The 14,448-nt window shown below is 50.7% G+C and carries 20 protein-coding genes; 13 read left to right on the forward strand and 7 right to left on the reverse strand.

Annotated features, from left to right (window positions below; translation table 11 throughout):
• Positions 1-267 precede the first annotated feature (267 nt).
• Positions 268-456 carry a PIN domain-containing protein gene (locus ACXJJC_RS04175; RefSeq protein WP_456369574.1) on the reverse strand — a complete coding sequence of 63 codons (189 nt, stop codon included), beginning with the start codon at positions 454-456 and terminating at the stop codon, positions 268-270.
• Positions 444-632, reverse strand: coding sequence for a hypothetical protein (locus tag ACXJJC_RS04180; protein ID WP_456369575.1), 189 nt, complete (start codon positions 630-632; stop codon positions 444-446). The genes ACXJJC_RS04175 and ACXJJC_RS04180 overlap by 13 nt, the downstream gene beginning before the upstream one ends.
• 509 nt (positions 633-1,141) lie before the next feature.
• Between ACXJJC_RS04180 and dph5 the strand changes: the two genes are divergently transcribed.
• Positions 1,142-1,912, forward strand: coding sequence for a diphthine synthase (gene dph5, locus ACXJJC_RS04185; protein ID WP_456369576.1), 771 nt, complete (start codon positions 1,142-1,144; stop codon positions 1,910-1,912).
• On the opposite strand, the gene ACXJJC_RS04190 is transcribed toward dph5, so the two are convergent.
• Positions 1,863-2,267 (reverse strand): UPF0146 family protein, encoded by a 405-nt coding sequence (locus tag ACXJJC_RS04190; RefSeq protein WP_456369577.1) that lies wholly within the window; start codon positions 2,265-2,267, stop codon positions 1,863-1,865. The two genes, dph5 and ACXJJC_RS04190, sit on opposite strands and share 50 nt — an antisense overlap.
• Positions 2,268-2,305: 38 nt before the next feature.
• Between ACXJJC_RS04190 and rimI the strand changes: the two genes are divergently transcribed.
• Positions 2,306-2,764, forward strand: a complete 459-nt coding sequence (rimI, locus tag ACXJJC_RS04195; RefSeq protein WP_456369578.1) for a ribosomal protein S18-alanine N-acetyltransferase — start codon at positions 2,306-2,308, stop codon at positions 2,762-2,764.
• Here rimI and ACXJJC_RS04200 read toward each other — a convergent pair.
• Positions 2,723-2,998, reverse strand: a complete 276-nt coding sequence (locus ACXJJC_RS04200; RefSeq protein WP_456369579.1) for a UPF0058 family protein — start codon at positions 2,996-2,998, stop codon at positions 2,723-2,725. The genes rimI and ACXJJC_RS04200 overlap by 42 nt on opposite strands.
• A gap of 175 nt (positions 2,999-3,173) precedes the next feature.
• Here ACXJJC_RS04200 and ACXJJC_RS04205 point away from each other — a divergent pair, with 175 nt between their 5' ends.
• The 10 genes from ACXJJC_RS04205 to ACXJJC_RS04250 are packed head-to-tail and all read left to right on the forward strand — an operon-like array spanning position 3,174 to position 10,245.
• The gene (locus ACXJJC_RS04205; RefSeq protein WP_456369580.1) at positions 3,174-3,953 is read left to right on the forward strand and encodes a DUF7839 domain-containing protein; all 780 of its coding nucleotides are present in this window, start codon (positions 3,174-3,176) and stop codon (positions 3,951-3,953) included.
• 42 nt (positions 3,954-3,995) lie between these two features.
• Complete coding sequence (locus ACXJJC_RS04210) at positions 3,996-5,231, forward strand: AAA family ATPase (RefSeq protein WP_456369581.1); 1,236 nt, start codon at positions 3,996-3,998, stop codon at positions 5,229-5,231.
• Between the two features lie 2 nt (positions 5,232-5,233).
• Complete coding sequence (locus ACXJJC_RS04215; protein ID WP_456369582.1) at positions 5,234-5,986, forward strand: MBL fold metallo-hydrolase; 753 nt, start codon at positions 5,234-5,236, stop codon at positions 5,984-5,986.
• Positions 5,970-6,914, forward strand: a complete 945-nt coding sequence (locus tag ACXJJC_RS04220; protein WP_456369583.1) for a hydantoinase/oxoprolinase family protein — start codon at positions 5,970-5,972, stop codon at positions 6,912-6,914. Before ACXJJC_RS04215 ends, ACXJJC_RS04220 begins: the two co-directional genes overlap by 17 nt.
• Complete coding sequence (locus ACXJJC_RS04225; protein WP_456369584.1) at positions 6,901-7,494, forward strand: amino acid kinase family protein; 594 nt, start codon at positions 6,901-6,903, stop codon at positions 7,492-7,494. Before ACXJJC_RS04220 ends, ACXJJC_RS04225 begins: the two co-directional genes overlap by 14 nt.
• Before the next feature lie 4 nt (positions 7,495-7,498).
• Positions 7,499-7,660 carry a zinc finger domain-containing protein gene (locus tag ACXJJC_RS04230; protein WP_456369586.1) on the forward strand — a complete coding sequence of 54 codons (162 nt, stop codon included), beginning with the start codon at positions 7,499-7,501 and terminating at the stop codon, positions 7,658-7,660.
• A 9-nt stretch (positions 7,661-7,669) separates the two neighbouring features.
• On the forward strand, positions 7,670-7,936 hold the full coding sequence (locus ACXJJC_RS04235; protein WP_456369588.1) for an elongation factor 1-beta: 267 nt from the start codon (positions 7,670-7,672) through the stop codon (positions 7,934-7,936).
• Complete coding sequence (locus ACXJJC_RS04240) at positions 7,933-8,562, forward strand: MBL fold metallo-hydrolase (protein ID WP_456369589.1); 630 nt, start codon at positions 7,933-7,935, stop codon at positions 8,560-8,562. Before ACXJJC_RS04235 ends, ACXJJC_RS04240 begins: the two co-directional genes overlap by 4 nt.
• On the forward strand, positions 8,559-9,257 hold the full coding sequence (locus tag ACXJJC_RS04245) for a TrmJ/YjtD family RNA methyltransferase (protein WP_456369591.1): 699 nt from the start codon (positions 8,559-8,561) through the stop codon (positions 9,255-9,257). The genes ACXJJC_RS04240 and ACXJJC_RS04245 overlap by 4 nt, the downstream gene beginning before the upstream one ends.
• Positions 9,244-10,245, forward strand: a complete 1,002-nt coding sequence (locus ACXJJC_RS04250) for an AI-2E family transporter (RefSeq protein ID WP_456369593.1) — start codon at positions 9,244-9,246, stop codon at positions 10,243-10,245. The genes ACXJJC_RS04245 and ACXJJC_RS04250 overlap by 14 nt, the downstream gene beginning before the upstream one ends.
• Before the next feature lie 9 nt (positions 10,246-10,254).
• Here ACXJJC_RS04250 and ACXJJC_RS04255 read toward each other — a convergent pair whose 3' ends face one another.
• The gene (locus tag ACXJJC_RS04255; protein WP_456369594.1) at positions 10,255-11,157 is read right to left on the reverse strand and encodes a CBS domain-containing protein; all 903 of its coding nucleotides are present in this window, start codon (positions 11,155-11,157) and stop codon (positions 10,255-10,257) included.
• A gap of 130 nt (positions 11,158-11,287) precedes the next feature.
• Between ACXJJC_RS04255 and ACXJJC_RS04260 the strand changes: the two genes are divergently transcribed.
• A complete protein-coding gene (locus tag ACXJJC_RS04260; protein ID WP_456369596.1) occupies positions 11,288-12,253 on the forward strand; it encodes an NOG1 family protein in 966 nt (321 codons plus the stop codon).
• Here the strand turns inward: ACXJJC_RS04260 and ACXJJC_RS04265 are convergent.
• On the reverse strand, positions 12,200-12,964 hold the full coding sequence (locus tag ACXJJC_RS04265; protein ID WP_456369598.1) for a presenilin family intramembrane aspartyl protease PSH: 765 nt from the start codon (positions 12,962-12,964) through the stop codon (positions 12,200-12,202). The genes ACXJJC_RS04260 and ACXJJC_RS04265 overlap by 54 nt on opposite strands.
• Positions 12,964-14,448: PINc/VapC family ATPase (locus ACXJJC_RS04270; RefSeq protein ID WP_456369600.1), on the reverse strand; the 1,485-nt coding region annotated here is incomplete at its 5' end. The genes ACXJJC_RS04265 and ACXJJC_RS04270, both read right to left, overlap by 1 nt.

The following is a 14,448-nucleotide window of genomic DNA, read 5'->3' on the forward strand; positions in this document are numbered from 1 at the left end:
AACGTTAAAATCAGACCTTGAAGGGATTGAAAGGAGGATTCAAGCTCTGCAACAGTCCTCTCAAGCAGGTGTTAAAATCAGACCTTGAAGAGATTGAAAGAAAAAAGTAAGTCAATATTGCGGTCGCAATGTGTGTGTGTTAAAATCAGACCTTGAAGGGATTGAAAGAGTTTCTGGTGAAATATAAACATGGTGTCAGTACTGGTGTTAAAATCAGACCTTGAAGGGATTGAAAGAGTGCCTTGCCGAACCACACAGCATATGCATTCATGAAGTTGAAATCAGACCTTTAAGGGATTGAAAGGCAATCGCTTTCAGGTAAACCATGAAAACCTCGATGAAAACGATGGCATTTGAATGCAGACTGTATTTACTCCTCAGCTCGGACAAATCCAGCTTTCCTTCAAGATGGTTGATAATTACGTTGCTGTCAACAAAAGCCTTCAAATCCCCCATTCCTCGTCTACCTCTTCGAGCAGCTTCTCAAGATTTCTGCCCCTGAGCTTTCCATGAAGCTTTTTCAAATTGTATTCGAGCATAATTTCTCTTTCAAGCCTCTCGACTACCCTGTTCAAATCCACCTGCCTCAGGACCTCATCTGGTATTTTGAGCTTAACAGTTATCTCGCTCATGTATGGCACCTTCACAGATTATTTGCGCGCAATCTATTTAAGGATTCTCTGCCCTTGAATAGGCCTGTCCGCTTAACACAAACTCCACCTCGGTTTACTGCAATACAGAACAAACACCTTGCAGAACAGATTCCAGTTAACTACAGGATTTGGCTGTAATCAAACAGAGAAAAATCCTAATTCTCTGTTTGAATGAAGAAAACACAGATTCACCCAGACTCCTCTTCCCGAAAGGTTTGATGCTCAAACTCCAAATTGAGATTTTTCAGAGTCTCGATCAACCAGGGAGTTTTATCGACCACAGGTTAACCTAAGAAGATTATTCGAATCTTGGGTATGTAACATGGTAAGTTTGGATACCTGTTTGTAACAATCGAGGAAGGTTTTAGCAAGTTTGTTAAGTGCACAGTTAAACATTCTCAAACGTTGGAGGGGTTGAAAGAGGTGAGGCTAAAAGCATCACATGCCACCCGGTAACTTAAAATAGCTACCACTATCTGTAAGCTCAGATGCCTCTCACGTTTGTTGGTCTCGGCCTGTGTGATGAAAGGGACATCACGCTGAAAGGGCTTGAAGCAGTCAGGAATGCTGACAGGGTTTATGTGGAGTTCCACACTTCAAGGCTGTCGACATCTCTGGAGACACTTGAGATGACTTTTGGCAGGGAAATTGAGCTTCTGGAAAGGAGGCACCTCGAAGAGGAGAGCGCTAAGCTCATTGACGAGGCAAGAGAAAGGAATGTGGTCGTGCTCGTTCCGGGAGACCCGATGATTGCAACGACGCATTCGAGCGTGGTTTTCGAGGCCAAGAAAAAGGGCGTGGAGGTGAGGATAATTCACAACGCCAGCATAGTTTCAGCGATTGCCGGGGTTACGGGATTGCACATTTACAGATTCGGAAAAATCGCGACGGTGAGCTACCCTTACAGAAATACGGTCTCGAGAACACCTCTTGACGTGATAAAGCAGAACCTCTCAATAAATGCGCACACGTTACTTCTGCTCGATCTGAACCCCGAGCCCATGACGATTGAGTATGCGGTAGAGCTTCTTGAGAGAATAGACGATGGCACCCTCGACCATTTCGCGGTTGGAGTTGCGAGGGTCGGGTCTGACGACAGTCTCGCCGTATGCGACAAATACTACAGGCTCAGGGATCACGACTTTGGAGAACCGCTTCACTCCATAGTTGTTCTTGCCAGAACCCTCCACATAACGGAATATGAATTCCTCAGGGAGTTTGCCAACGCCCCGGCATCTCTTGAGAGTCTCGTGGAGTGAAAACGTAGAATCTCGCAGATCTGTAATTTACGAGTCTCCCCCCTTCAACAACTTCGTTTTTTAGGGGCAGAATTATCACATCACACTTCAGGGCACTTCCAAGCCTGAGAATACACGCCTGGATCTCATACGGTGGTCTGATTGAGTAAACCAGTGATGCACCCCTGTACCTGTGGAACTGCGCCCTACACACGTCGTCAACAACAACGTCTCCCCTCGTCTTGACGATGTCCACTCGTATCACCTCCAGCCCGAGATCGTGAAGAAAGTCTGAAACGGTGAAGAACCTGCCAACTCCGACCTCGACTACCCTGCCGGAGTAGTTCTCAGCAATGTATCTCGCGAGATCCAGCACAGTTTTCTTTATAAACAAAACCGGTTATAAGATCTTCTGTGTACTCCGTGCTGATAAGACCTTTCGAGCCACGAGACTCGTCGGACATAATCCGGATTGATGCAGAGTCCTTCAAAACGCAGAACCCCACGTATGACCTTTTTGTCTATCTCGCATACGGGAGTGAGATCATCGTGGCAGACATAGGTGCAATGGTGGTCGGGTACGCTGTGCTGGTTTACAGGGAAAGCGAGGCGAAAATAATGTCGATAGCGGTTAAGAAGGAATTCCGCAGGAGGGGTATAGGAAAAATGCTCCTGAGGGAGGCGATAAAAAAGGCGAAGGAGAGAGGTGCAAGGAGGCTACTTCTCGAAGTAAGGGTTTCAAACGTTGCTGCACAGCAGCTTTACAAAAAATTTGGATTCAGGGTCGTCGGGGTTCTCGAGTCGTATTACAGTGATGGTGAGTCAGCGTACCTAATGAACCTGGACCTCGACAAGACTGATAACTTCCCTTAGCCTTGGATTGGCAAGCAGGTCTGAGTGGTCTCTCTCACTCAAAAGCTCGTTAAGACCCTTGCAGAGGAGGAATATTGCTTTTTTGTGGTCGTTCTTGCTCTTGTGTATGTGGACCGGCTGCACGCCGAGATCCTCATACTCCCTGAAATATCCGTTTGTCAGGCCCGCTTCCTCGAGAAATCTCTTGACGTGGAACAGAGTCAAGTGCAGAAAGACGAGCTCTTCCTTGTGCATTCAGCACCACCAATATTTCTCATCATCATACACTATAAAAGCTTTATTTATCATTAATAAGGTCGGGTTCGTATTCATACGAATGACGAAACTTAATGTTTTTTCAAAAACAATTATCTTAATTATCCTTCATGTCGGGCAAATTTTTAATACTTTTTATGACGATGTACCCGGGATGAAGGTTCTCCTCAGCAGGAAAGACACGGTGAGGCTATTAATTCTTTCCGAACTCATGAAGAATCCCGAGTGCAATCAGAGGGACATCGCGAGAAAGCTGAACATAACTCCCCAGGCAGTCTCGGAGCACTTCAAGGAGCTCACCTCTGAGGAATTTATCAGGGTCCTTCACAAGGGCTATTATGAGGTTACCGAAAAAGGAAGGGAGTGGCTGAACAAGAGTCTGCTGGACCTCCACCTGTTCACGGAAGAGCTTCTGAGCAGGATATATTCCTCATCCATAGTGGCCATCGCCATGGGTAAAATTTCGGAGGGTAGTGAGGTCGAGTACTGGTTCGAGGACGGTTACATTTTTGCAAGAGAGTCTGACAGCGGAAATGGCGTTGCGATGGTCTCTGCAGACGATGGAGAGGATGTGCTCGTCAAACCAACCGGAATGTTCAATCCTCCGGGAAAGGGCGAGATCGTCATCTTCAGGGTTCCGATGATCGAGAGGGGCGGTAGCAGGAGTACAGACATCGAACTGCTCAGAAAGCTGATAAGGGAGAAGAGGCGGCACATAGTTGTGGCGCTCGGCATTGAGGCGCTGGTATCATGCAGGAAGGCCGGAGTAGAGCCGATATTTTTCGGTGCAAAAAACGTCTGCGTTGAAGCTGCCCACCATGGCAGTGGTGTGATTGCAGTGGTTACCGAGACCCTCTCGGAGGACCTCATAAGGACGCTGGTCGATGAGGGGCTCAGCTTCGACGTGGTGGAGGGACTTACCCAAAAAGGTTAAAAATCTTCCCGGGTTAAGCGTTGGGATCGTGAGGTGTTGTTTATGATCTCCAAGGTAATCGAGCTGCTGCTAACCGCAGAAATCTTCAACAGGTATGAGGATCTGACGGAAGATGACATCCCGAAGGAGATACGCAAGATCTTTTACACGAATGGTGGCATAAAAAGGCCACTCGTGGTCAAGGAGAATCTTCTTAAAGCTGCGGTGAGTTATGACGACAGGGAGCTCAGGAAGCTCCCGTTTGTTGATATTAACAACTTCAACAGGCAGGTCAAGATAACCTCCTTCGACCTTGCAGCCAAGTGGATGGCCAAGAACGGAGTCGATCTGATAAGGAGGAATCCCGTTCTCGCGTACTTTTACGAGAACTATGACTCCCTCGGCGTCTCGTACAGCGAGGCCAAGAAGTACAACAAGCCGAAGCACAGTGATGCTGAGTGGCTAAGAAACGTAATAGACGAGCTCAGAAAGGACGAGAGCACGGCGGAAATGCTCGACCTCGTGAGAATATTCTCTCCCGAAGAGATAGAGGAGGACTTCAGCCAGGTGGTTCTTGAGGATTATCAGATTCATGAAATAAGGAAGATAGAAACTGCCATAGAGGAAAGGGACTGGCTCAGAGGGGTGGGGCTGAAGGAAGTTGGAAAGCTGCTGTTCATTGGCCCCCCAGGGACTGGAAAGACCACGACTGCGAGGGCGCTGAGCAGAAAACTGTCCATGCCCCTCGTCGAGGTGAAGCTCTCGATGATCACCAGTCAGTTCCTCGGAGAGACGTCGAAGAACATAGAAAAGGTCTTTGAGATAGCCAAGAGGCTGACTCCGTGCATACTGTTCATCGATGAGTTTGACTATGTTGCAAAGACGAGGACGAGTGACGAACATGCGGCAGTGAAGAGGGCTGTAAACACCCTGCTGAAGTCCATAGACGAGATAAACCTTGTGGAGGATGGAGTCCTTCTGATTGCTGCAACCAATCATCCGAGCCTGCTGGATTCTGCGGTGTGGAGGAGATTTGACAAAATTGTTGAGTTCCCTGAGCCTTCTGAGAGCGTCAGGCGGAGGATCTTTGAAATATCTCTCGGCAGAATTCCGGGGAGCTACGACATAGATGAACTCGTGAGGATGACTGACGGATTCACGGGGGCCGAGGTAAAGCTGGTGATCAGGGAAGCCGTTTTGTCAGCGCTTGTTGAGGGCAGGAAGGAACTCAGCATGGACGATCTGAGGAAGGCCGTGGAGGATGTTAGGGGGAGGCTCAACCTCAAGAACTCGTACTGAGCATGAGAATCACGATACTCGGTACTGGCGACTCTCCGGGAACCCCTGTGATTGGGTGTCACTGCAAAACATGCGAGAATGCGAGGAAAAATGGCTGGGAGAGGCTGAGGTTCTCAATACTCGTCCAGAACGAGGGGAGGAACATCCTCATAGACACCTCTCCGGACATGAGGAGACAGCTGCTGAGGGCGGATGTGGACAGGGTTGATGCGGTAATATGGACTCACGCTCATTACGACCACTTCGCAGGATTCGGGGATTTCTACAGGGTGCAGAGCGGTGTGAACGTGTTCAGCTCGGCAGAGGTCCTCGAAGACGTTGGTCGGTTCATGTACTTCATGAAGTACAGGGAAAGGCAGGTTGACGTGTACAGTCCATTCAGACTCTTCGGCGTGGAGATAACGCTTGTTGACGTCAATCACCCGCCCATGAGGAGGGCCCACGGTGTTGTGCTGAGGCACGGAAGCTCCAAGGTCGTGATCACAGGGGACACGAATCCCGAGATTCCGAAGGAGAGCATTGAGGCGATGCTCAATCCCGACCTGCTTCTTGTTGATGCGATAGCTCCGGAGGGGTACAGGCTGAGGAAGCACATGAACGCCGGAGATGCGATGGCTCTCGCGAGAAAGCTGAACGCAAGAAAAACACTCTTCATCCATGTGGGTCACTTTTACCAGCCAAACTCCAAGTATCCGCTTGCAAAGGACTTCGAAAGCTACGAATTCAGGGGTGTGAGCCTTGAGGACTTCATATAGCGGTCTGGACATCGGTGGGGCAAACCTGAAGGTGTACGGGGCTGATGGGAGTGTGGAGATTCACTACTTTCCCATGTGGAAGAGGTGGAGGGAACTCGAAAGGTTCCTGAGAACTCTCGATATAGGCGAAAACGTGGGTGTCGTGATAACCGCCGAGCTTGCAGATGCGTTCTCCTCTAAAGCTGAAGGGGTGAAATACATCTCGAATGCGGTTCAGAATGTCTTCGAGAATGTGGTGTACATAGACATTTACGGAAATCTTAGGAAGGAGGTGGATGTCCCAGAGAGGTTTGCCGCCAACAACTGGGTTGCAAGCGTGAAGTATCTCTCCAGAGAGTATGAGAGCTTCATATTCACCGATATGGGCTCGACGACAACTGACATCATCCCGGTCGTGGATGGGGAGATCCTCGCAGGCAGAACGGACTTTCAAAGGCTGAACAGAGGGGAGCTGCTTTATTTCGGGATGCTGAGAACTCCGACTTCCTTCCTGATAGGCGGTAACTGCTCGTCCGAGCTGTTTTCGATTACTGCAGACGCTATGGTCATCGCAGGCACAATCGGGGAGAGCCAGTACACCTGCGAGACTCCCGACGGGAGGGGAAAGGGAAAGAGGGAGTGCATGCAGAGGCTTGCCAGACAGTTCTGTGCAGACTTGGACGAGTTGGGCGAGGAGTTCGTCATGGGTGCTGCAGCAAGAATCAGGGATGAAATGGTTGAGAGGGTGAGGGCTGAACTGGAGGGCAAGGGCGAGAGGTACGGCATATCCTTGGTAATCGGGTGTGGGATTGGCGAGCCTCTGCTCAGAGAGGCTGCGGAGAAGGCGGGGCTGGAGTACGTGTCTCTTGAAGAGAGGTTCGGAGAGGTGTCCAAGATTTTTCCCGCATACGCAATAGCGAAACTTGCCGAGAACCATGATTGTCGTTAAGCTCGGTGGCAGCGTGGCCTTCTCGGCCGGGAAAATAATTGCCGAGCTGAAGGAAACGGGTAAAGATATCTTGGTAATCCCGGGTGGGTGGAGGTTTGCGGACGCAGTCCGGGAGCTGAATGTTGATGACGACGCCGCACACTGGATGGCAGTTCTCGGGATGAACATGTACGGGTTTTACCTGTCGAGGTTCGCAGAAACAATTGAGCCGGAGGACTTCGACTTTAAACCCCTTGGCGTCAGAATCCTGCTGCCTTATGCCCTGCTCAGGAAGAACGACGAGCTCCCCCACTCCTGGGACGTCACGTCCGATAGCATCGCCGTCTGGGTTGCAGAGAAGGTTGATGCCGAGATGCTGGTGAAGGTGACCGATGTCGATGGCATCATCAAAGACGGACGACTGCTGGAACGGGTGAGGGCCAGTGAACTGAGGCGTGCGACCTGTCTCGACACATTTGCGCCGAGGCTGCTTGCCGAATACGGCAGGGACATGTTTATATGCAACGGGCTCGTGGGGGGAAGGGTAAAAGATTATATAATGAAAGGAAGAGCTAAGGGCACCACAGTAATCGGGAGGTGATGATGTGGAGATCTACAAGTGCATCACGTGCAACGCGAATCTGATCGGTACGAATTATGTTGCGTTCCCATGCCCTTCATGCGGGGAGATGATCTACAGGTGCAAGAAGTGCAGAAAGCTCGGTAACCCGTATGTGTGTGAGAGCTGCGGGTTTGAGGGACCGTGAGGTGGTAAAATGGGCAAGGTGTACATGAGACTTAGGGTAATGCCGAAAGATGTAGAGGTGGACCTCGAAGCCCTCAAGGAGAGGGTGAAGGAGACTGCTCCTGAGAAGGTGGAGATTGCGGACTTCGGGATTCAGCCAATAGCGTTTGGCCTCAAGGCCCTCCTCGTTGCCGCAGTAATGCCCGATGAGGAGGGTATTGGGGACAGGCTCGTCGAGGCAATTCAGAACCTCGATGACGTGGAGAGCGTGGAGATAGAGGCTCAGGAGCTTGTATGATCAGGAGGATTGTGGCCCCTCCACTGGGGGCAAATGCATATCTTATTTTGGACGATAAAACTGCAATAATTGACGTTGGTGGTGACTTCAGGTTCATATACGATGCAATTTCCAAGCACACTGACGTTGAAAATCTGGACTACATAGTCCTGACCCACACGCACTTCGATCACGCTTCCGCGACCGCAGACCTAAAGAAGGTCAGCGGGGCGAAAGTGGTCCTCCACGCAAGAGAGTATGAGTTTGCGACCCAGCAGAACTTCTCGGCAAGCTTTTTCGGAATCCACTTTCCGCCATTCGAGCCGGACATCCTGGTTGAGGATGGTTACGTTTTGAGACTCGGCGAGCTCGAGCTCGAAGTTCTGCACACCCCCGGACACACTCCTGGAAGCATATGTCTTTACGATGCGGACCAGAAGCTGATCTTCACCGGTGACACCGTTTTTCCCAACGGTGGCTTTGGGAGGGTGGACTTTCCAGGAGGTAACGGGATCCAGCTGATTAACTCGCTGAAAAGGCTGACGGAAGTTGAAGCTGAGAGGATGTATCCGGGCCATGACGAACCTGTCGATGGTGCCAGGGAGCACATAAAAATGGCGTACAAACTTGCAAGAATGTTCCTATGATGGATGTCGTTCTCGTGGAGCTCAAAATTCCCGAGAACATCGGGTTTATTGCGAGGGTCATGAAGAATTTTGGGTTCAGAAACCTCGTCCTCTACAACTGCAGGGTTGAGAGGGAGAGCTACATCACCGCATCACACGCTCGGGACCTGGTGGAGAATGCAAGGGTCATTGAAAACCTCGAGGAATATCTGGCAGAAAAGAGCCTTGTGGTGGGGACGACTGGGATAAGGAGCAGGAACATCGGAAGTTACATCAGGAAAACCGTATCTCCGGATGAGCTGAAGAATGTCGTAAAGGCCAACACGGCAATTCTGTTCGGCAGGGAGGACTTCGGGCTTTTCGACGAGGAGCTAAGGTTGTGCAACGTGGTCGTCAGCATTCCAACCAGTGAGGAGTACCCTGTGATGAACGTCAGCCACGCTGCAGCAGTGATACTGTACGAACTCTCGAAGACTGAGGTGTCCGGTGGTGAGCACGCCACACAGAGGGATGTGGACGTTCTTGTGGATTACTTCGACCAGCTCATGCACGAGGTGTGGTACCCGAGGCACAGAATACAGAAGTCCAGGATTCTGCTGAAGAGAGCTTTTGGGAAGGCGGGATTGACAAAGTACGAGCTGAATCATGTTGCGGGTATTATAAGGAAAACAGTCTTATACATAAGACGCCTAAAGGGAATGCATGGAGAGGAGTAAGCTCCTGCTGCTCTCGGCAGTGGTCCTTCTGGTCTTCACGTTCCTGTATCTTCTCTCCCCCCTCCTCGACGGGATAATCCTCGGTGTGGTCCTTGCGTACGTTGCAAGACCGATCCACTTCAGGCTCAGGACCAGGATAGGTGATGCACCATCTGCGTTCGTTTCCACAATGCTGATTGCGATACCGCTGTTCTTTTTCCTGTTTTATGGCATATTTCAGGGCATCACTCAGCTGATATTCCTTCTGAGGAACTACCAGGAGTACATGGGCCAGATCCACGATTTCATATCGAATCTCGATCCGGAAACCGCGAGCATAGTGAAGTCTCTCCTTTCCCAGTTTACGGACTTCGTGAACACGAGCATCGGAGATCTTGCGATCAACGTAACGACGAAGTTCATGTTCTTCATAATGAACTTCTTCATATCCTCTATTGTGTGCTTCTACGCGATACTCGACGGAAAGAGGGTTGCAGACAGAATAATCGGGGCAATCTTTTCAAGCGCTCACGTCAGAGGGTTCTTTGACGAACTCGACAGAACGTTCACGGGCCTGTGGTTTGGGAACTTTGTTGCTGCTCTGCTGATCGGACTGGCGAGCATTCCGTACTTCCTGTACTTCGGGATCCCTTACGCCCCCCTACTCAGCGGACTAATGTTTCTTGCAGCGCTAATTCCCGTGTTTGCGGAGTGGATGGTTATACTTCCCGTCGCAATTTATTTGTTCTTCACCGACAGCATAAAGGCAGCGTGGTTTCTGGGCACAGGGGCACTTTTCCTGTACATAATTCCCGAGCTGATACTCAGACCGTACTTCGTTGGCTACACGTCGAAAGTTCATCCGCTCGTCCTCATGCTTTCGTTTATTGGTGGTGGTCTCGTTGCAGGAGTCAGCGGTTTCTTTCTCACTCCGATGCTCGCAGCACTCCTGACGGCCATTTACAACTACTACACCGGGAGAGAGGTGGAAGAAAAGAAAAATACCTGATGGTTTTATTTAGTGTTCCATTCTTATGTGTTCTGGAGCAAGCAGCTTCAGTATCTTCTGATCAGTTATAACTCCTACCGGCTTGCCAGAGTCTTTCACGACTAGGATTCTCACGTCTTCGTCGTTCATGATCCTCAGAGCCTCTCCGAGTGATATGTCCTTCTCCACAGACACGATCTTCGGCCTCATGACGTCACTGACCTTGCTCTTGAGTTTACCCTCCTCAACTGCCTTTGCAACATGGTCGAGTGTGAATATTCCGACAAACTCTTCGTCCTTCACGACGGGCATGCAGTATATGCCCCTCTTGGCGAGCTCCTTCGCGGCCTCCTCCACAACCTCGTCTGCGCTTACCGTTATTATCGGACTTGACATGTGCTCTCCCACCTTGTCCTTGGGAAGCGCCACTATTTTCTCGATGTCTATGACGACCGTGTTGTCGGTGTCGTCTCTTCCGACGACCTTACCGTAAACCAGCAGCTCGTTTACAGGTGTCGGTCCGACTATTATCCTGTCGTTTGGCGAAATCTTCTTTATGTTTCCGAGGATCCTGATTCTGGCCTGACAGACCTTGGGATGTGAGAGTGTCGGAAAAACGATCTCTTCGGCCGAGAGATCTTCCTGAGGTTCACCGTTAATCAGAACCGGAACCTTGACAGCTTCGTCATACTTTGTTATTGAGAGCAGCTCGTACGCCTTGGAGGTGGGTCTGTATCCTCCCTTGGGTCCTGGCACTCCCTCAACGAGCCCGAGAGACCTGAGAGCCTGCATCTGGTTCCTGACCGTCCCCGGATTTCTGTTGATGAGTTCCGCTATTTCCTCGCCCTTTACCGAGCCTCCTCCCTTGTTTTTGTATATTGTTATCAGGGCGTACAGGATGTCCTTCTGGATCTGTGTGAGTTCAAGTTCCATTTTTCATCCCTCCTTTTTAAATTCTCACCTAACTTAGTTTATATATTTTTCCTGCATTTAAATTGCAGATTTAATCAGAGCTATCTGTTGATGGGCAGAATTTAAAAACTTTGGCACACAAAGTCTCTGGATGACGTTTGATGCCAGAAAACTCCCCACCGTGCTGACGGCAGAGGAGCTGATTGAGAAGGCCTTCAGGAGAGCCTCCGAGGTTACCGGGAGGAACAGGAGGGAGAGGGCAATCAACAAGCTCTCGACGATTTCGAATGTTCTCACGAATTACTTCGACAGGATAATCACCTCTCATCCCTCTTACGACAACCTCGACGACTTCTACAGGGAGATGATAGATGTTGTTGTAGGGGTAAGAAGGCTGAAGAAGAGTCTTGCTGCCCTCGCGTGGGCGGACTCAATGACTCAGAAGATCATAACCCAGGGAGTGAGGAGGGTCAAGGGGGGCCGGGATCCAGAAAGAACGCTTAGAGAGGTATACGGCAGGGTTGCCTCGATTATCGAGCAGATCGACGAAGAGCTAAGATTCCTCAACGAGGCCAAGATGAGGCTCAGGGAAATACCATCCCTTACTGGAGATTTTACCGCCGTGTTTGCCGGCTATCCGAATGTGGGCAAGTCGAGCATAATCTCTGCAATATCCACGGTGAATCCTGAAGTCGCGAGCTACCCGTTCACGACGAAGAAGATTTTCGTCGGGTACATAGACACTCCGGAGGGGGTGAGAATTCAGGTTATAGACACGCCCGGGCTTCTGGACAGGCCGTTCGAAAAAAGGAACAGAATAGAGAGGAGAGCGATTCTCGCTCTCAGGCACCTTGCAGATGTCATCGTTTTCGTGATTGATCCGACAGAGTCGTGTGGATTTGAGCTCGAAAAGCAGCTGTCGCTTCTCGATGAGGTAAGGGAGGAGTTTGACCTGCCCCTTATAGAGGTGTACAGCAAGGCGGACCTTCACGACAGACGTGACAGGCATGCGGTGTCTGTGGTAACCGGTGAGGGGATTGAGGAGCTTGTGGACATGCTCAGGTCACTTGCAGAGCAGAAGTCCAAGGGCGAATCCGAGAATGGCGAAGGAGTTTAGTATCGGCAGTCCCGGGTGGGCTTCCTTGCTTTTCTCAACAGCTCTGAGAAGTATCAGCAGTCCGAGATATCCTGCCACCAGCGTCAGCGCCGCCTGATACACACAGCCAAAGGTGAAGGCAGATACTGCAAGGATGTTGGGCATTACTGCATCGCCCACGCCCATTATCGCGTCCCTTTCCTTTCCCGGAATTATGAACACGACAGGAATATTCAGCTCAGAAACGCTGTCTGCGAGAGTTACCATGTGTCCGGTCTTGTAAACTGCTATGTAGTCGTACACCGCGAGAATCGCCAGCAGAACAATTACCGGCAGAGGTTCCATACTTATTCCGAAGATTGCCGTTATCGCCGCCCCAACGAGGATTGCTGATATGTTCACCACGATCCAGTGCCTGCTCCTTATGAGTGCGATCATCAGCGCTATGGATGGGATTGCTGAAAGGATCCCGAGGAATGGCAGGAACGCGTAGAAATAGGTGACCGCCAGCAGTCCGTAGAATATGTACTTCAGCAGACCCTTCTTCAGCCTGATGAGCAGCAGCACCGCTGCAGTGAATCCGAGAATCATGCCCATGTAGTATATTGAGTTGGAAACGCTCGATGCATCTTCGAATGCCTGCATTCCTGCGCTGGAGTAGTATGGGGCGAGAGCGAGCGCGAGGAAAGCTGTTAGCAGGTAAAAAATTGAAAGCAGGTATCTGCTCCTCATCAGTATCTCAACCTGATTTTCTCTCCCTTTGCAAGGGCGAGCTTTATGTCCTTACCCGCCTCTCTATCCTTCCTCACTCTTATAACGCCTTTCCTTCCAACTTCTGCGGTGAATATGTATCTGTCCCCTGCGTACACGTCGACCTTTTTGCCTTCAAGCCCCTCAGCGTGTATGACGTAGTGCTTCCCCTTTTCCTCTACGAACGTCTCCATTTCGCTGCCCCTCTCTATCTTCAGGGGTTCGACGTCAATGCTGACTCCGAGTTCTTCCTCGATCATCTTTATCCTTTTGCCCTTCCTGCCTATCAGATACGGTATCTCGTCTTCAGCAACCCTCACTATTGCCTTCTTGTCGCTTACCGGCACTATCTCGTAGACCGATACTAGGTCCTTTATCTTGCTCTCGATGGCGTAGACGAGTAACCTGTTTTCCTGGCTCTCCTCGACCGGCATTACGACTACCTGCTCGCCGTAGGTGTAGATCTCGTACTCCAGCTTTTTCGTCTCGAAGTCGACGACCTCGATAACTGGTCTTGCGAGGTCCGCCTCAGTCATGCCGTGGGGGACCTTCACGGTAAAGCTCAGCTCGTAGACCTTCTCAACCTTGCCAGCGTCAATGAAGATCACGGTGTCCACAACCTGCGGTATTACTCCGAGCTCGACCCTCCCAATCATCCTCTGGATCGCATCTATCGGCCTTGTTGCGTGGGTGACTCCTATCATACCCACCCCCGCAAGCCTCATGTCCGCGAAGACCTGAAAGTCTGACGTCTTTCTGACCTCGTCATAGATCGTGTAGTCGGGCCTTACGAGGAGCAGCACGTCTGCCGTCAACCCCATGTCTCCTTCGAGAGGGGCGTACTGGGTGATCTCGTCCCTCACCATCAGGTCTCTCGGGCTCTCCATCGTCTTTACCATGTATCCGTTCTCCATCAGGTAGTTTGCGACACTCGCTGCGAAAGTCGATTTACCTGCCCCTGGCGGACCAGATATAAGGATACCTCTCTGCCTCTCTACAAACCTCTTCTTGAACTCCTCGCTGATTCCGTAGTCGTCAAGTGTCGCTTTGGCTATTGGTCTGACTGCGGTAATCTCCATCCTGTCGGAGAACGGCCTCTCGGCGATGGCTATTCTCAGGTCCCTCATCTGGACGACTGTAACTCCCTTTCTCTCAATCTCGATGCTGCTCTCCTCGTCCTGACTTGCGGCTTCCAGGATCTCATGGGCGATCTCCCTCAGCTCGTCGAGTGTCAGCGGGTGTTCGGTTATCTTCACGAGCTTTAGATGGCCTATTTTCCCTCTTTTAGCGTATGCCGGCACACCCTCTCGTAAGTGAATGCTTGCAGTGTCCTCTGTGAAGAATCTGACGATTTTCGTGTCCTCGGGCCTCAGGGTTTCCTTGCGCACGTAAATTGCGTCTATCCCCTTGGACACAGCCACGGTGTACTGCACCCTGTCTCCTGTGATCAGGGTTGCTCTCTCCTC

Source organism: Geoglobus sp., assembly GCF_054018175.1.